Here is a 17,263-nt window from a genome sequence, read left to right as displayed (position 1 = left end):
TTCAGAGGGCCGGCCATCACTTTCCGCCGGCTCTTTGATAAGGAAATCAAGGTATGTCAGTCGCGCCAAATTACACCTACACCCCTGAGCAGGTCACTGCAGCGTTCAACGAAATCAAAGCGACGCTGTTTCGCGGTATCACTGCCGAGCAAACGCCGAAAATCCTGGTGGTTGCCGGGCTTCAAGGGTCAGGCAAAACCTTCCTGCTGGAAAAGCATCTGTTGCCTTCAAAGCGCTACGACAAATACGTTCGTCTCTACCTGCCCGAATACCGACAGAAACATCCTCAATACGCAGAGATGATCAAACTCGGCGTCTTGCACGCCTACGAGCACACGGCAGCCTTTGTAGAGGAAGTCAGCAAAAAGATCTTCACTGAAGCCTTTACGCTCAAATACAACATCATCATGGAGTGTGCGTTCGACAGAATCGCTTTCGCCACGTTTCCACCCCTGGCCACAGCAGCAGGGTATCAATTCGAAACGCATATCGTCGGCTGTACGCAGGAATTCGCCCACGTATCGAGCATCAAGCGGGCACTCAAGAGCCTGGAAAATCGGGAACTCGAACGCTTTGTCAGCTACGCGGACCTTGATGCCAGCATGAGTCTTGCACAAGCGATCATCCTGGCCTGTGAGGTCGCCTCCAAAGCAGTCGATGGCTCACAAATCACCTTGTATGAGCGCGGGCCTGGAGCGTTGAAAGAGCGCCTCCAGCGTGCTCATTTCAGCTACTCAAAAGCTGACGTTCCCGCATCCACGCCCTCCACGGCACCGACGCCGAACAGCACCTACGCCAACATCATCAATAACCATGTCTGCACCCATCGAGAACGTGACGAGATGGTAAAAGACTGCCATTTGGCGTTGCTCAAAGCCCAAACCTACGCCCAGTTTGTCCCTGACGTTGTCTACAACGATTTGTACGCTTACATCGTCAAATACGTTTACCGATAAGAAGTCGGACCCATTCAGCGGCGAATCGGTGGCAGTCTCCTGGCCAGCGAGCGGTCAGCAGCTGACCATCACGCACGACAAAGCCTCGATGGGGTTCGTCCGCTGAATCACGGAGCGCCAGCAACGGACCTCGCTGAAAATGCGCAGGGCTGGCGAGGGCGCCCGTGACCTCTGCTTCAACGGTTTGCGGATAGGTCCGGTAATAGCGTCCAAGCCAAGGGGCGGTGATTATCCAGGCCGGCAACTCCATGGTGCTGGCCAGCAGGGCAGTGACCTTGCGTCCGTGCAACACCGAATGCCGGGTATCCGGATTGATGGTACGAGCCAGTAACAACACGCCGTGACACACCGCAGCTACGGGTTTGTCAGCCTTGAAAAAATGCAGGGCGATCCGTTGCGCCCGGTCTGACTCCAGCAGACTGCGCATGCCCTTGGCATGGCCGCCCGGAATCAGCAGTCCGTCGTACTGATCGCAGTCGACGTCGGCATAGGCCATCGGTTGGCGAAACCATTTGTCTTCGATCATGCGGGCGTAATGGGCAAGATCGGTCTGACGGGTCATCAGCAAAGGGTTCAACGGACCGAATCCAATGTTCACCAGGCGTGAGTCGGCGTAGGCAGGTAGACCTTGGGGTGTTGCAAAGCGCACTTCGATACCGGCCTGGCGCATGGCTTGCCACACGACGCTGCTTTCGGTGGGATCGTAGTCAGACGTGGGTAACAGAATCAGAATCATCGGAGTGCCTTGTATCGGCCGGGGTGGCAATTGGCGTCGAGAATAGGCTGTGCGAGCGTTATGCTCCAGTTCTCAACCGTTTTCGTGCTTCCCAAACCCACGGTTTGTCGCATACTCCATAACAATGATAATCACGGGTGTGATCGATGAGTGATAACCAGCCCAGAACCTATTCCGTCGAGGAGATGCGCTTTCGTCTGCTGATCGATGCCGTGGTGGACTATGCCATCTACATGATTGATCCAGACGGCATCATCACCAGCTGGAACGCTGGCGCCAGGCGCTTCAAAGGGTATGAGGAAGCGGAGATTCTTGGCCAGCACTTCTCGCGCTTCTATACCGAAGAAGATCGCCAGGCCGGTTTGCCACAACGTGCGCTGGACACGGCAATTCGTGAGGGGCGTTTCGAGGGCGAAGGCTGGCGTGTACGAAAGGACGGCACGCATTTCTGGTCGCACGTGGTGATTGATCCGATTATCGACCCATCGGGCAAGCTGTTGGGTTTTGCCAAGATCACCCGCGATCTGACCGACCGCAAAATGGCCGAAGAGACCCTCAAGCAAAGCGAGCAGCAGTTTCGCTTGCTGGTGCAAAGCGTCACAGATTACGCCATCTATACGCTCTCCCCGGATGGCCGCGTGACCAACTGGAATCTGGGCGCCCAGCGCATCAAGGGTTATCGCCCCGAAGAGATCATTGGTCAGCATTTTTCGCTGTTCTACACCCCTGAAGACCGAGCGGCCGGTGAGCCGCAACGAGCGTTGGAGATCGCAACGCGCGAGAAGCGCTTCGAAAACAAAGCCTGGCGCGTGCGCAAGGACGGGACACGGTTTATGGCTCATGTGGTGGTCGACCCGATTTGGGGCGATACCGGCACGTTACTCGGCTTTGCCAAGATCACCCGTGACATCACCGAGGCTACTCAGGCGCAGCACGACCTTGAGCTAGCCCGCGAGGCGTTGTTCCAGGCGCAGAAGATGCAGGCCATCGGTCAACTCAGTGGGGGGATTGCCCATGACTTCAATAACCTGCTGACCGTCATCCTCGGCAACCTGGAAATCGTGCGCAAGCGCGTGGGTGACGACCCGAAAGTCACCCGTCTGCTGGATAACGCCACTCAGGGCGCCATGCGCGGCGTGTCGCTGACCCAGCGCATGCTGGCGTTTGCGCGACGTCAGGAACTCAAGTTCGAATCAGTCGATTTATCCGAGTTGGTGCAAGGGATCAGCGGACTGTTGCGTAGCTCGCTCGGGCCTTCAGTCATGCTGGAAACACGCTTTGAACCCGGGCTCGTCCCTGTCATGGCCGACCTCAATCAGCTCGAACTGGCGGTGTTGAACCTCGCTACCAATGCCCGCGATGCCATGCCCAAAGGCGGTCAAATCGTCATCAGTGCCAAGACGGCAGACGCCTGCGACCAATCCGCCTTGCATCTGGCGCCGGGCGATTATGTTTGCCTCAGTGTCAGCGATTCGGGTGAAGGGATGGATGAAGCCACGCTCGCGTCGGCGAAAGACCCGTTCTTCACCACAAAAGGCATCGGCAAAGGCACGGGGCTGGGGTTGTCGATGGTTCATGGATTTATCGAACAGCTGGGCGGGCGATTCATTCTCAAGAGCAAGAAAGACGTCGGCACTACCGCCGAGCTCTGGATACCTGCCGCCACGACCGCATCGGTGATCAAAACCGTCGTGGAGTCGGCACAGCCCCCTCCAGTGGAGCAGTTGTGTGTGTTGGTGGTGGACGATGACAGCCTGGTGCTGACCAGCACCGTCCTGTTGCTCGAGGATCTCGGGCACCGGGTCATCAGTGCGACATCGGGGGCACAAGCACTTGAGCAGTTTGATAACGAGCCGAACATCGACTTGCTCATTACCGACATGGCCATGCCGCAGATGAATGGCGCGCAACTGGCTCAGGCCATACGGTTCTTCAAGCCCGGCCTGCCGATTATCCTCGCCACAGGGTATGCCGAGCGCCTGGAAGGCTTCGCCACTCAGCTTCCGCGCTTGTCCAAACCCTTTACCCAACTCAACCTGGTGGAAGTCATCGCCCTGGCCATGAAGTGAGCAGCGCTCAATGTGCCGCTGGAAGAGTACAGGGGAGGGCGCTCTGAGATCCGGCTGAACTTTGCCTGGGTACGTTTCTTCTAAACGTTTTCCCAGACTCATGTGATTGTCGTGCCAAGAATACTGACCGAACCGCCGGCTGAAGAGGCCCTGACCGAACACAATGCGAAGATGTTCGGCTCACCCAAGGAACGCCTGGATTTTTACCGCCGGGAAATCCAGTACGAAACCAGCATCCTCGCCAATCGAACCGACGCTTATCTGGCTGCGCAATCGTTTTTGGTGATTGCCTTTGCTTCCTGCATGTCCAACCTCAACCCGGAGTGGGGGAAACTCTTCACGCTGGTGGTACCGCCGTTCCTGGCGTTACTGGGGCTGCTCAGTTCACTCAACGCCTGGCCGGGCATCCGGGCCGCCTATGACATCATCGATCATTGGCATTTCAAACAGAGTGAATTGCTGCGCGCCGAGCCTTTGATGGGGTTGGCTTACGATGAATCGCCGCTGTTCAGCGAGATGGAGTCGTCCCACAAGGGGTATCGCAAGTCGTTGCTGTTTTCCGTGCGCACGCCGTGGATTTTCGCCACGTTCTGGGTGCTGCTGGGCTGCTATGCGGTGTACATCCAGGTCACCAACCCCGGCGGCTGACTCGCACAATAAAAAGGCCCGGCTGTTGCCGGGCCTGGTGAATCAATGCACTTCATCACGCTGCCATGTTGGACGCGCTCAGTTCTTTCTTGTATTGAACCTTGAGCGTTTCCATCTGTGCACCCAACTCTTCCAGAGTAGCGTTGCCCAGCAGCTTCTTGGCTTGCGGGAACATTTCCGTTTCCTCTTCCTCGATGTGGTGCTCCAGCAATTCCTTGACCACTTTGACTCGACCTGCGAATTCCGGGGTAGAAGGGTCAGTGACTTTCAAGTCGGGCAGTACCAACGAATCAACGGTGCGATGTTCTTCCTTGGCTTCGTAGTACATGACCTCTTGTTCCTTGCCGCCCGCTTTTTTGAACGCGGGGTACAAGACTTCCTCTTCGAGACGGGTATGGATGGCGATCTCCATTTCAAGCTTGGCCAGCAGTTCGGTGCGTTTTTTCACGCCACGTTCGGTGGACTCGCTTAGTTGGGTCAGGATGCCTTTTACGCGTTCATGGTCGGCTTTCAGCAGGTCGATGGCGTTCATGGTCAAATCTCTCAGCTAATCATTGGGGGTGCGCTATCGGTCTCAAGGCCGAAGTCGCTTCCTGTCCTTGAGCATTTGTCGTGCCTGTTTTTTAGTTCGAATAATTTTGATGTAAAACAATGGGTTAAGCGCTCTGCTAGCGAGCTGCATTCGTGCAGCCTGCATGAGTCTGGAGTTTGATTCATGCACTTCGCGGCACTAAAAAGCCCGGCAATCAGGCAAAGTTTTGGGGTTGGGTACATATCCGTTTTTTTGGTAACGGCGACTATTGGTTCCGCCTTTACGGCGGGTCACTTGGAAGAGCCTGCGCGGCCCGGCGCTAAGTAACCAAGCGCTAGCGCCCCTGACGTACGGTGCCTCGCTGTGGCTCGGCATTCCCTCACTCCGGTCCTGCTCCGTGGGCCCGCCGCCATCGGCCATCCATGGCCGGGGGCGGCTAACCCGGCATCCATGCCGGGTTGCCCACTGCGCAGAACCTGCGTTCGGCCTTCCGACGGGGCAGATCAAGATCAAAAGCGGAAGGCGAGCTAACGCTCGACCTGATGAGTGGTGAGAAGCAACAGCGGTGCGCTGGTCTGCTTTAGGTAGGAGTGAGCCTGCTCGCGATGTTTTTGCTGTTGCTGTTGCTGTTGCTGTTGCTGTTGCTGTTGCTCGTTCCCATGCTCCGCGTGGGAATGCCGCCGGGGACGCTCTGCGTTCCGCTGTCGACACCAGACTTAAGTCTTGCGCAAGGGTGACGCGGAGCGTCACGGGATGCATTCCCACGCGGAGCGTGGGAATGATCAGGACGATCACGACGCGCAAGCGTTGAAGAACCAGGTCGGCCCGTAGGCCGCCTCGTTTTGCTTTGGCACTGCACGCCCCCTCGTGAGGCCGAGCGCAGGTTCTGCGCAGTGGGCACCGCGGCAAGGATGCCGCGGTAGCCGCCCCCGGCCATGGATGGCCGATGGCGGCGGGCCCACGGAGCAGGACCGAAGCGAGGGCATGCCGAGCCTTAGCGAGGCACCGAACGTCAGGGGCAAAAGCGCTTGGTTACTTGGCGCTTCTCCAAGTGACCCGCTGTAAAAGCGGAACCAATAGCCGCCATTACCGCAAAAATGGATATGTACCCAACCCCAACCCCAACCCCAACCAAACCGGCCTTTTCATGTTCAAGCTCAAAGCTCAAGCCGCTCACGCAACCGCTGGGAATGATTGGCAGACACCGGAATCGGCGGAAAATCTTCATTGAGCAATCGCAAGTGCTCGATCGCCTCCTGAAACTTCTGATCCGCTTTTCTGCGCACGGCCCGATAGCGCTCAAACAGCTCCACATCCAGATCCCCGCCCTCAAGCATTTCAAAGGCACAGCGACTCAGCAGCTGGGCTTCTTCGAACATCTGTCGATTGCGTTCCAGGGCGAACGTGCGGCAGGCCTTGATTTGATCGGGAGAGGAACATTGAGTCATGACAGGCACCTTCTTCTTATCCGAGGTCCCTTTGAACGGCATCTTTGCCACAGTGGAACCGAACACTGTCGTCTCCTGCCTGCAAAACCGAGGCGGGTTTAACGTTGTGACTGTCGGGTTTCACGGGGATTTCAACTTTTTAAAGATGAAAATTCGATAGGTCGATAACTAAGTACGCAGACTAAAAATCAAAAATACTGTTTCGATCGTTCCCTCGCTCTGCGTGGGAATGCAGCCCGGGACGCTCTGCGTCCCAAGAGCAGACGCAGAGCGTCGGAACGATCAAGTGGGGAACGTCAGGCCTTGAGGTTGAGCAGGCTGCGTTCCATTCGCGCCAAGCCTTCTTCGAGCAACGCCCGCGGGCAGCCGAAATTCAAGCGCACGAACTGTTGGGCGTTATCGCCGAAATCCTGACCCGGGCTCAGGCCCACCTTGGCCGTGTCGAGGAAGAACTGCTGCGGATTGTCCAGTCCCAAGGCCGTGCAATCGAGCCACGCCAGGTACGTCCCTTGGGGGATGTTCATCGTGACGCCCGGCAGACGGGTGCGAACCGCGTCCACCAGATAATCACGATTGCTTTGCAGATACGCCTTCAACCCGGCCAGCCACGGACCGCCTTCGCTGTACGCGACGCGTGTCGCTTCCATGCCCAACGGGTTGACGCTGTCGACCATGCCGCAGCGGGCATGATTGACCCGAGCGCGTACCGCAGCGTCCTGAATGATCATGAAGGAGGTTTTCAGACCGGCGATGTTGTAAGCCTTGCTCGCCGACATCAGGGTGATGGTGCGCTGAGCGATCTGCGGGCTTAACGAAGCGGTCGGAATGTGCACACGCCCGTCGAAACACAGCTCGGCGTGGATTTCATCGGAGATGATCCAGGCGTTCTGCTCCAGGCAGATGTCGGCGAGCGCTTGCAGTTCTTCCCGGGGGAAGACCTTGCCCAGTGGGTTATGCGGGTTGCTCAGCAGCAGCGCGCCGCCACCCTTGAGTGCCTGGCTCAAGGCGTCGAGTTGCGTGGCATAAGTGCCGTCTGCCAATGCATCGAATTCCAGTTCAACCTTGTGCAAACCCCAGTGACCCGGTGCATGGCGCAGCGGCGGGTAATTCGGGACCTGGACCACCACGTTCTGCTGCGGCTCGACCAGCGCCTTCAGGGCCATGTTGAAACCCGATTCCACACCCGGCAGGAAGATCAGCTCTTCCGGCAATACGCGCCAGGCGTACTTGTTCCAGAGGTCGGCAATGACGGCCGCGCGCAGATCATCCTGAGGCACGCTGTAGCCGACCATCGGGTGTTCCAGGCGTTTGCGCAGGGCTTCAACAATCACCGGCGGCGCGGCGAAGTCCATGTCGGCGACCCACATTGGCAATACATCGGCCGGGTAGCGGCTCCACTTGGTACTGCCGGTGTCGTGGCGGTCGAACACCTGATCAAAATCGAAGGTCATGCTCAGTCTCATAGAAAGCGTGGTTGAACGTGGCGCAATGATAAACGCCAAGCCCCTGTGGGAGCGAGACGCTAATGGTGCGAACAACACAAAACCTGTGGGAGCGGGCTTGCCCGCGATAGCGATGGAGCCGCCGACAACAATGCTCAATGACACACCGCCATCGCGAGCAGGCTCGCTCCCACAGGGTTATGTGTGATGACTGACATCCCGCACTGCCCGATGGTCGGTTTTCAGGCAGTCAGTTCTCCCATTGGCTAAAGTTTCAGATGTCGGTAGCCACGCTGCCGCCACCGTGATCGTCCAGAAAAACCCGGCAAAAATACCGGGTTTCCACCTGATCAGGAGTGCACGATGGACCTCAACCGTCGTCAGTTCTTCAAGGTCGCTGGTATCGGCCTTGCGGGCTCGAGCCTCGGCGCGCTGGGCATGCTCCCCGCGACAGCCTTCGCCGAGCAGGTACGCCATTTCAAACTCGCCCACACCCATGAAACCCGCAACACCTGCCCGTATTGCTCGGTGGGCTGCGGCGTGATCATGTATAGCCAGGGCGATACCGCCAAAAACGTCGCGCAAAGCATCATCCACATCGAAGGCGATGCCGACCACCCCGTCAACCGTGGCACCCTGTGCCCCAAAGGCGCCGGCCTGCTGGATTTCATTCACAGCCCTGGCCGCCTGCAATATCCCCAGGTGCGCAAGCCTGGCAGCACCGAGTGGACGCGCATTTCCTGGGATGAAGCGCTGGATCGGGTCGCCGACCTGATGAAGGCCGACCGCGACGCCAACTTCATCGAGAAGAATGCCCAGGGCCAAACGGTGAACCGCTGGCTGACCACGGGGTTCCTGGCGGCATCGGCGGCGTCCAACGAAGCGGGCTACATCACCCACAAGGTTATTCGCAGTCTCGGCATGCTGGGGTTTGATAACCAGGCGCGTGTCTGACACGGCCCGACGGTGGCAAGTCTTGCCCCGACGTACGGCCGTGGTGCCATGACCAATACCTGGACCGACATCGCCAACGCGAACCTGGTCCTGGTGATGGGCGGCAACGCAGCAGAAGCGCACCCCTGCGGCTTCAAGTGGGTGACCGAAGCCAAGGCGCACAACAAGGCGCGGCTGATCGTGGTCGATCCGCGGTTTACCCGCACGGCCTCGGTGGCCGACTATTACGCGCCGATCCGCACCGGCACCGACATCGCCTTCATGGGCGGGTTGATCAACTACCTGCTGGCCCAGGACAAGATCCAGCACGAATACGTTCGCAATTACACCGACGTGTCGTTCATCGTCAAAGCCGGCTATGGCTTCGAGGACGGTATCTTCAGCGGTTACGACGTCGCCAAGCGCAGCTATACCGACAAGTCCGGCTGGGGTTATGAACTCGGTGACGATGGTTTTGTAAAAGTCGACCCGACCCTGCAAGACCCGCGCTGCGTCTATCAATTGATGAAGCAGCATTACAGCCGCTACACCATTGAACTGGCGAGCCAGATCTGTGGCATGCCGGTCGATGCCATGCAAAAAATCTGGGATGAGATCGCCACTTGCGCGCAACCGGGCAAGACCATGACGATTCTCTATGCGCTGGGCTGGACCCAGCACTCGATCGGCTCACAAATCATCCGCAGCGCCGCGATGGTGCAATTGCTGCTGGGCAACGTCGGCATGCCGGGCGGGGGCGTGAATGCCTTGCGCGGGCACTCCAACATCCAGGGCCTGACCGACCTCGGTTTGCTGTCCAACTCGCTGCCGGGTTATCTGACGTTGCCGGTGGATGCCGAGCAGGACTACAACGCCTACATCGTCAAACGCACGCAGAAACCGCTGCGTCCGGGGCAACTGTCCTACTGGCAGAACTACAGCAAATTCCACGTCAGTCTGATGAAAGCCTGGTACCGCGAGAACGCCACGGCCGAGAACAATTGGGCCTACGACTATTTGCCGAAGCTGGACATTCCCAACTACGACATCCTCAAAGTGTTCGACCTGATGGGGCAGGGCAAGGTCAATGGCTACCTGTGCCAGGGCTTCAATCCCATCGCCGCGCTGCCCGACAAAAACCGGGTGATGGCGGCACTGGCCAAGCTGAAATGGCTGGTGGTGATGGACCCGCTGTCGACTGAAACCTCGGAGTTCTGGCGCAATGTCGGGCCGTACAACGATGTGAAGAGCGCCGATATCCAGACCGAAGTGATTCGCCTGCCCACCACTTGTTTTGCCGAAGAGGACGGCTCGCTGGTCAACAGCAGTCGCTGGCTGCAATGGCACTGGAAAGGCGCCGAAGGCCCGGGCGAAGCGCGCACCGATATCCGCATCATGGCCGAGTTGTTCATACGGTTGCGCCAGCGTTATCAAGCCAATGGCGGCGCTTACGCCGAGCCGATCCTCAAACTGTCCTGGCCCTACAAGATGCCCGAAGAGCCATCGCCGGAAGAACTGGCGAAGGAAATCAACGGCTACGCGGTCAGCGATTTCACCGACGCCACGGGCGCCGCGATCAAGGGCAACGCGCAACTGGCCGGGTTCGCCCAGCTCAAGGACGACGGCAGCACGGCATCAGGTTGCTGGATTTTCTGCGGCAGCTGGACCGAGACCGGCAACCAGATGGCCCGCCGCGACAACAGCGACCCTTACGGCATGCATCAACATCAGGGCTGGGCCTGGGCGTGGCCGGCGAACCGGCGGATTCTCTACAACCGCGCCTCGGCCGACCCGCAAGGCAAGCCGTGGGACGAGAAAAAACGCCTGGTGTGGTGGAACGGCAAAGTCTGGGGCGGCACCGACGTGCCCGACTACAAGGTCGACGTGGCGCCGGAAGCGGGGATGAATCCGTTCATCATGAACCCCGAAGGCGTGGCGCGATTCTTCGCCGTCGACAAGATGAACGAGGGTCCATTTCCCGAGCACTACGAGCCGTTCGAGACGCCAATCGGCATCAACCCGCTGCACCCGCAAAACAAGAAAGCTACCAGCAACCCGGCGGCCAGGATCTTCGATTCGGTGTGGGATTCGCTCGGCGTGGCCAAGGATTATCCGTATGCGGCGACGAGCTACCGGCTGACCGAGCATTTCCACTTCTGGAGCAAACACTGCAAGCTCAACGCGATTGCCCAGCCCGAGCAATTCGTCGAGATCGGTGAAGTGCTGGCCAAGGAAAAAGGCATCGTCGCCGGCGACCGGGTCCGGGTCAGTTCCAAGCGTGGGCATATCGAAGCGGTGGCGGTGGTGACCAAGCGAATCCGGCCGCTGCAAGTCAACGGCCAGGTCGTGCATCAGATCGGTATCCCGCTGCACTGGGGCTTTACCGGGCTCACGCGCCACGGCTACCTGACCAACACCCTGGTGCCGTTCCTCGGCGATGGCAACACTCAGACCCCGGAATCCAAGTCATTCCTGGTCAACGTGGAGAAAGTCTAAATGGCCAGCCAAGACATCATCGCCCGTTCGGCCACCACCACCGTGCCGTCCTCGGTGCGCAATCAGGAGGAAGTGGCCAAGCTGATCGACACCACCAAGTGCATCGGCTGCAAGGCCTGCCAGGTCGCCTGCTCGGAATGGAACGAGCTGCGCGACGACGTCGGCCACAACCTCGGCACCTACGACAACCCTCAGGACCTGAGCGCCGACACCTGGACCTTGATGCGCTTCACCGAGCATGAAACCGACGCCGGCAACCTGGAGTGGCTGATCCGCAAGGACGGCTGCATGCACTGCGCCGAGCCCGGTTGCCTGGCGGCGTGCCCCAGCCCCGGCGCGATCATCAAGCACGCCAATGGCATCGTCGATTTCGATCAGGACCATTGCATCGGCTGCGGCTATTGCATCACCGGCTGCCCGTTCAACATTCCGCGGATCTCGCAGAAAGATCACAAGGCGTACAAATGCACCTTGTGCTCGGACCGGGTGGAAGTGGGGCTGGAACCGGCCTGTGTGAAAACCTGCCCGACCGGCGCCATTGTGTTCGGCAGCAAGGAAGACATGAAGGAGCACGCCGCCGAACGCATCGTCGACTTGAAGAGTCGCGGCTTCGACAACGCCGGCCTGTATGACCCCGAAGGCGTTGGCGGGACGCACGTGATGTATGTGCTGCACCACGCGGACACGCCGAGGCTGTACGCTGGTTTGCCGAGCAATCCGACGATCAGCCCGCTGGTGGAATTGTGGAAGGGCATGAGCAAACCTTTGGGCTTGTTGGCCATGGGCCTGGCGGTGCTGGCCGGGTTCTTCCATTACGTGCGCATCGGCCCGCAAGTGGTCGAGGAGGATGAACTGCCGCCGCTCAAAGACCCTGCGGTGCATGAAGTCGATCCATCGGTGCATACCTATGATCCGAAACGGGAGGACCGGCCATGATCCGCAAACAGATCCTTCGCTACACCGCCAACCAGCGGACCAATCACTGGCTGGTGGCGATCCTGTTTTTCATGGCGGCGCTGTCCGGGCTGGCGTTGTTCCACCCGGCACTGTTCTGGCTCAGCAACCTGTTCGGCGGCGGGCCGTGGACACGCATCCTGCACCCGTTCATGGGCGTGGTGATGTTTGTGCTGTTCCTCGGCCTGGTGATTCAGTTCTTTCGGGCGAACTTCTTTATCAGCAATGACGGCTTGTGGCTCAAACGCGTCGGACGGGTGATCCGCAATGAAGAAGAGGGCGTGCCCCCCGTCGGCAAGTACAACCCGGGGCAGAAACTGCTGTTCTGGACGCTGCTGCTGTGCATGCTGGTGTTGCTCTTCACTGGGCTAGTGATCTGGCGCGCTTACTTCAGCGCGTACTTCGGCATCACCGCGATTCGCTGGGCGATGCTGCTGCATGCGCTGGCGGGTTTTGTGCTGGTGCTGAGCATCATCGTGCACATCTATGCCGGCATCTGGATCAAGGGCTCGATCAGCGCCATGGCGCATGGCTGGGTCAGTCGCGCCTGGGCGAAGAAACACCATGAACTCTGGTATCGGGAAGTGACACGCGACGAGCATCCCGACCGGCCGATCAGCAAAAAAGGATAAGCCCTTGGCGACCATTCTTCAGCCTGGCGAAATCGAAGCGGCGGCGACTTCACCGCCGTTTTTGCACCTGCCCCCGATCAACCTGTTCGCCTTGCGGGCGCAGCGTCTGGAAAAACTCGCTGACGGGCATCCACTCGCCGATTACCTGCGACTGGTGACCGACCTGTGCCGCGTGCAGCAAGACCTGTTGGACGATCCACCCGACACCGCGCCGCTCGATTCCGAACGCCTGCGCCTCTGCCAACAACACAGGTTGCCGCCGTTGGCTGCCGACAGCCTGGTACGCGAGGACGCCTGGTTGCCGTACCTCGATGCCTTGTTGCAGCGATATCAACCTGCGCCAACGTCTGCTGTCGAGAAAGCCGTCGCTGCGTTGCGCAATGCCAATACCGGGCAACGCAAGGCCTGGGCGATCGCCTTGGTCAGCGGTCAATATTCATTGCTGCCGGCAGCGCTGGTGCCGTTTCTCGGTGCCGCGTTGCAGGCCGCCTGGAGTCATTGGCTGCTGAGCACGCCCGACCTGGCGTTGAAACCCGGCGACAGTCTCAGCCAGTGCCCGGCCTGTGGGTCGCCGGCCATGGCCGGGGTGATTCGCCATCGCGGCAAATACAACGGATTGCGTTATCTGGTGTGCTCGTTGTGTGCCTGCGAATGGCATGTGGTGCGGGTCAAGTGCGTGTATTGCGAGCACAGCAAAGGCCTGGAATACGTCAGCCTCGATGACGACCGCTACGCCGCCAATCAAGCGCCGTTGCGCGCCGAAACCTGTCCCGGCTGCCACCACTACCTGAAACTGCTTTATCTGGAAAATGACGCCGAGGCCGAAGCGCTCTCGGCTGACCTCACCAGCCTCATGCTGGACATGCGCCTGGAGCAGGAAGGCTACTTGCGCGCGGCACCCAATCTTCTACTCGCTCCGGGAGGCGATTAAGCACAACGACTACACTCAGGCGCGACGGTCAACGTTTGCGGGAGCGCCTGATGTCTGCCAGATCCGCCAGCCCAGCCTTGCGGCTGCCTTCCATCGACAGTTTGCTGCGTCATCCGGCGTGCCAGCCATTGGCCGAACGCTATGGGCGGGATGCGCTGCTGGCCAGTCTGCGGCAATTGCTTGATGAGCTACGCGAGCCGGTGCTTTCAGGGCAACTCGACGCCGTCGAAATCACCCCTGAGGTCCTGGCCGGCAGAACCGGCGAACGCCTGGCGATCCAGCAGCGCAGTCATGTGCGCCGGGTGTTCAACCTGACCGGCACGGTCCTGCACACCAACCTCGGTCGCGCGCTGTTGCCGGAGGAAGCCATCGACGCGGTGCAAATGGCCGCACGCTTTCCGCTCAACCTGGAATTCGATCTGCACAGCGGCAAGCGCGGCGACCGCGATGACCTGATCGAAGGCCTGATCCGCGAGCTGACCGGCGCCGAGGCGGTGACGGTGGTCAACAACAACGCGGCCGCCGTGTTGCTGACGCTCAACAGCCTGGGCGCGCGCAAGGAAGGCATTATTTCCCGGGGCGAACTGATCGAAATCGGCGGCGCGTTCCGCATTCCCGACATCATGGCCCGGGCCGGTGTCAGGCTGCATGAAGTCGGCACCACCAATCGCACCCATGCCCGCGATTACGAAGCGGCCATCGGCCCGCGCAGTGGTCTGGTGATGCGCGTGCACGCCAGCAACTACAACATCGAAGGTTTCACCGCACGCGTGCCGACCGCCGAACTGGCGGCGCTGGCGCATAAACACGGATTGCCGCTGCTCGAAGACCTTGGCAGTGGCAGTTTGCTGGACCTGACTCGCTGGGGCTTGCCCGCCGAACCCACGGTACGCCAGGCACTGATCGACGGCGCGGACATCGTCACCTTCAGCGGCGACAAGTTACTCGGCGGCCCCCAGGCCGGTTTGATCGTTGGCCGCAAAGACCTGATCGCCAGGATCAAGAAGAACCCGCTCAAGCGCGCATTGCGCGTTGACAAACTGACCCTGGCGGCGCTGGAAGCGGTGTTGGGTTTGTACCGCAATCCGGATCGCTTGGCCGAGCGGCTGCCGAGTCTGCGCCTGCTGACCCGAGCGCAGGCCGACATCCTCGCCCAGGCTGAGCGCTTGCAACCGTCCCTGGCGCAGGCGGTGGGAGACGGCTGGAACGTCAGCGCGGTGCCGGCACTGGGCATGATCGGCAGCGGCAGCCAACCGGTGGCGCGATTGCCCAGCGCGGCGTTATGCCTGCGCCCGCTCGTCAGCAAGCGCCTGCGTGGACGGCAATTGCTGGCGCTTGAGGCAGCGTTTCGCCAATTGAGCATTCCGGTGCTGGGCCGGATTGACGATGACGCGTTGTGGTTGGACCTGCGGCAACTGGACGACGAAGCCGCGTGGCTGGCGCAACTCGATCAATTGCAGGTGCAAGAATGATTGTCGGCACGGCCGGGCACATCGACCACGGCAAAACGGCGTTGCTCCAGGCATTGACCGGCCAGGCCGGTGACCGTCGGCGCGAAGAGCGCGAACGCGGGATGACCATCGACCTCGGCTATCTTTACGCAGCATTGGCGCCGGGCGCGGCACTGACCGGGTTTATCGACGTGCCCGGTCACGAGCGTTTCACCCACAATATGCTGGCCGGGGCCCAAGGGATCGACCTCGTGTTGCTGGTGGTCGCCGCCGATGACGGCGTCATGCCGCAGACCCGCGAACATCTGGCGATTGTCGAACTGCTGGGCATTCCACGGGCGCTGGTGGCCATCAGCAAATGCGACCGCGTCGATCCGGCCCGGGTGCAGACGGTGCGTGAACAAATCCAAACGTTATTGGCGCCGGGACCTTTTGCCGATGCGCCGCACATTGCGCTGTCGAGCGTGACCGGCGAAGGCGTCGAAGCCCTGCGTGCGGCCTTGCTGTATGCACAACGTGAGGTCCATCAGCGCAGCCCCCTCGGTGGTTTTCGGCTGGCGATTGACCGTGCGTTCAGCGTGGCCGGCGCCGGCATCGTGGTGACCGGCACGGCGTTATCCGGACAGGTTGCCGTGGGCGACACGCTGACACTCGGTCCGTTGGGCAAAGCGGTGCGGGTGCGGGGGCTGCATGCGCAAAATCAAACGGCAGACACGGCGGTGGCGGGCCAGCGTGTCGCCTTGAACCTGAGCGCCGAGCGCTTGGCGTTGGAGCACATTCACCGTGGCCACTGGCTGGTGGCCGAATGGCTATACGCACCGACCCAGCGCCTGGACATCGACCTGCGTTTGCTGGCCAGCGAAGCCAAGGCCTTCGAGCATTTTCAGCCGGTGCATGTTCACCTGGGCACGCAGGATGTCTCCGGGCGAGTGGCGTTGCTGGAGGGTTCGAGCCTGGCGCCCGGTGAGCGAATGTTTGCGCAGGTCCTGTTGAATGCGCCGGTGCAAGCGGTGAAGGGCGATCCTTTGATTCTGCGCGACCAAAGCGCCCAGCGCACCCTCGGTGGTGGCCGGGTGCTCGACCCGTTCGCGCCGACCCGCCATCGCCGCAGTCCTGAGCGATTGGCGCAGCTTCAGGCGCTCGCGACATGCAGCGAACTGGAAGACGTTCTGCCTGCATTGTTGGTGAACAGCGATACCGGGCTCGATCCGCAGCGCCTTGAGCGTCAGTTCAACCGTGCGCGCGACACCTGGATTTTGCCGGCCGATATCCGCTTGATCGATACGCGCCAAGGGTCGTTGTTGTTTAGCGTAGCGCGCTGGGATGCCTCGAAAGCCGCGCTGCTGGAGCATCTGGCGCGCTTTCATCAACTCGAACCGGATCAAATGGGACCAGACCGCGACCGACTGCGGCGCTTCTCTGGAACAGCGCTGGACCGACCGACGTTCATCCGACTGGTCGACGAGTTGCTGGCCAGTGGCGTCATCCAGGCCAGTGGTCCTTGGCTGCATTTACCGCAACATCAGGTGCGCTTGAGCGAAGCGGATCAAGCCCTCTGGCAACGCCTGCAGCCGCGGTTCGAACAGGCCGGTTTCGATGCGCCATGGGTGCGCGACCTGGGCCATGACGAAGCGGCGGTGCGCCTGTTATTGCGCAAAATGGCCAGGTTGGGGTTGGTGCATCAAGTCGTTCGCGACCTGTTTTACACCGATGCAGTCCTGCGCCGATTGGCGGCTATGCTTGTGCAACTGGCGGCGCAGAACCCGGTGATTCAGGTCACGGCGTTTCGCGATGCCATGGGCCTGGGACGCAAGCGCAGCATTCAGATTCTCGAGTATTTCGACCGGCTCGGCCTGACCCGTCGCATGGGCGACCAGCGCCATATACGCCTGGACAATGCCTTGGCTCAACACAACGATCACTGACGTCAAGGAAGGCAATCGCGCCCGGTGGCGCGGCCGGGCTTCAAACCCGGTTGGGGACGGCATCCGTTCCCGGGCCGGTTCGACTCCGGCTGCCTTCCGCCAATTTCCGC

The 17,263-nt window shown here is 60.2% G+C and carries 13 protein-coding genes and 1 tRNA gene; 10 read left to right on the top strand and 4 right to left on the bottom strand.

Annotated features, from left to right (window positions below):
• Positions 1–53: 53 nt before the first annotated feature.
• Entirely contained in the window at positions 54–956 is a 903-nt protein-coding gene (locus tag ACM6I0_RS11050) for a zeta toxin family protein (RefSeq protein WP_285429672.1), read from the top strand.
• Here the strand turns inward: ACM6I0_RS11050 and ACM6I0_RS11045 are convergent.
• Entirely contained in the window at positions 937–1,692 is a 756-nt protein-coding gene (locus ACM6I0_RS11045; RefSeq protein ID WP_414922249.1) for a DJ-1/PfpI family protein, read from the bottom strand. The genes ACM6I0_RS11050 and ACM6I0_RS11045 overlap by 20 nt on opposite strands.
• Before the next feature lie 146 nt (positions 1,693–1,838).
• On the opposite strand from ACM6I0_RS11045, the gene ACM6I0_RS11040 reads away from it, so the two are divergent.
• Positions 1,839–3,761, top strand: coding sequence for a PAS domain S-box protein (locus tag ACM6I0_RS11040; RefSeq protein WP_414922248.1), 1,923 nt, complete (start codon positions 1,839–1,841; stop codon positions 3,759–3,761).
• A 111-nt stretch (positions 3,762–3,872) separates the two neighbouring features.
• Positions 3,873–4,409: a hypothetical protein gene (locus ACM6I0_RS11035; RefSeq protein WP_285429668.1), complete on the top strand. Its 537-nt coding sequence runs from the start codon at positions 3,873–3,875 to the stop codon at positions 4,407–4,409.
• A 55-nt stretch (positions 4,410–4,464) separates the two neighbouring features.
• Here the strand turns inward: ACM6I0_RS11035 and ACM6I0_RS11030 are convergent, their stop codons facing one another.
• From ACM6I0_RS11030 to ACM6I0_RS11020, 3 genes are all read right to left on the bottom strand, one after another.
• Positions 4,465–4,941, bottom strand: coding sequence for a hemerythrin domain-containing protein (locus tag ACM6I0_RS11030; protein WP_414922247.1), 477 nt, complete (start codon positions 4,939–4,941; stop codon positions 4,465–4,467).
• Between the two features lie 1,157 nt (positions 4,942–6,098).
• Positions 6,099–6,389, bottom strand: coding sequence for a hypothetical protein (locus ACM6I0_RS11025; RefSeq protein WP_414922246.1), 291 nt, complete (start codon positions 6,387–6,389; stop codon positions 6,099–6,101).
• Between the two features lie 296 nt (positions 6,390–6,685).
• Positions 6,686–7,840: a MalY/PatB family protein gene (locus tag ACM6I0_RS11020; RefSeq protein ID WP_414922245.1), complete on the bottom strand. Its 1,155-nt coding sequence runs from the start codon at positions 7,838–7,840 to the stop codon at positions 6,686–6,688.
• A gap of 354 nt (positions 7,841–8,194) precedes the next feature.
• Here ACM6I0_RS11020 and fdnG point away from each other — a divergent pair, with 354 nt between their 5' ends.
• The 7 genes from fdnG to ACM6I0_RS10985 all read left to right on the top strand — a co-directional run bounded on the left by fdnG (position 8,195) and on the right by ACM6I0_RS10985 (position 17,255).
• On the top strand, positions 8,195–11,260 hold the full coding sequence (gene fdnG, locus ACM6I0_RS11015) for a formate dehydrogenase-N subunit alpha (protein WP_414922244.1): 3,066 nt from the start codon (positions 8,195–8,197) through the stop codon (positions 11,258–11,260).
• Entirely contained in the window at positions 11,261–12,196 is a 936-nt protein-coding gene (gene fdxH, locus ACM6I0_RS11010; RefSeq protein WP_414922243.1) for a formate dehydrogenase subunit beta, read from the top strand.
• The gene (locus ACM6I0_RS11005) at positions 12,193–12,846 is read left to right on the top strand and encodes a formate dehydrogenase subunit gamma (protein ID WP_414922242.1); all 654 of its coding nucleotides are present in this window, start codon (positions 12,193–12,195) and stop codon (positions 12,844–12,846) included. Before fdxH ends, ACM6I0_RS11005 begins: the two co-directional genes overlap by 4 nt.
• A 4-nt stretch (positions 12,847–12,850) precedes the next feature.
• Entirely contained in the window at positions 12,851–13,777 is a 927-nt protein-coding gene (gene fdhE / locus ACM6I0_RS11000; RefSeq protein ID WP_414922241.1) for a formate dehydrogenase accessory protein FdhE, read from the top strand.
• Positions 13,778–13,827: 50 nt separating this feature from the next.
• Positions 13,828–15,249, top strand: a complete 1,422-nt coding sequence (gene selA, locus ACM6I0_RS10995) for an L-seryl-tRNA(Sec) selenium transferase (RefSeq protein ID WP_414922240.1) — start codon at positions 13,828–13,830, stop codon at positions 15,247–15,249.
• Complete coding sequence (gene selB, locus ACM6I0_RS10990; protein WP_414922239.1) at positions 15,246–17,153, top strand: selenocysteine-specific translation elongation factor; 1,908 nt, start codon at positions 15,246–15,248, stop codon at positions 17,151–17,153. Before selA ends, selB begins: the two co-directional genes overlap by 4 nt.
• 6 nt (positions 17,154–17,159) lie before the next feature.
• Positions 17,160–17,255: transfer RNA gene (locus ACM6I0_RS10985), tRNA-Sec, on the top strand.
• Positions 17,256–17,263 lie beyond the last annotated feature (8 nt).

The sequence above is a fragment of the Pseudomonas sp. IT-P294 genome (genome assembly GCF_949767865.1).
Lineage (GTDB): Bacteria > Pseudomonadota > Gammaproteobacteria > Pseudomonadales > Pseudomonadaceae > Aquipseudomonas.
This window is presented reverse-complemented; position numbering and strand designations above follow the sequence as displayed.

Bases quoted from the DNA above. Each gene is read 5' to 3' on its own strand.
- ACM6I0_RS11050 (WP_285429672.1), top strand. From the start codon at position 54: ATGTCAGTCGCGCCAAATTACACCTACACCCCTGAGCAGGTCACTGCA.
- selB (WP_414922239.1), top strand. From the start codon at position 15,246: ATGATTGTCGGCACGGCCGGGCACATCGACCACGGCAAAACGGCGTTG.
- selA (WP_414922240.1), top strand. From the start codon at position 13,828: ATGTCTGCCAGATCCGCCAGCCCAGCCTTGCGGCTGCCTTCCATCGAC.
- fdxH (WP_414922243.1), top strand. From the start codon at position 11,261: ATGGCCAGCCAAGACATCATCGCCCGTTCGGCCACCACCACCGTGCCG.
- ACM6I0_RS11045 (WP_414922249.1), bottom strand. From the start codon at position 1,692: ATGATTCTGATTCTGTTACCCACGTCTGACTACGATCCCACCGAAAGC.
- ACM6I0_RS11005 (WP_414922242.1), top strand. From the start codon at position 12,193: ATGATCCGCAAACAGATCCTTCGCTACACCGCCAACCAGCGGACCAAT.
- ACM6I0_RS11020 (WP_414922245.1), bottom strand. From the start codon at position 7,840: ATGACCTTCGATTTTGATCAGGTGTTCGACCGCCACGACACCGGCAGT.
- ACM6I0_RS11040 (WP_414922248.1), top strand. From the start codon at position 1,839: ATGAGTGATAACCAGCCCAGAACCTATTCCGTCGAGGAGATGCGCTTT.
- ACM6I0_RS11025 (WP_414922246.1), bottom strand. From the start codon at position 6,389: ATGACTCAATGTTCCTCTCCCGATCAAATCAAGGCCTGCCGCACGTTC.
- ACM6I0_RS11030 (WP_414922247.1), bottom strand. From the start codon at position 4,941: ATGAACGCCATCGACCTGCTGAAAGCCGACCATGAACGCGTAAAAGGC.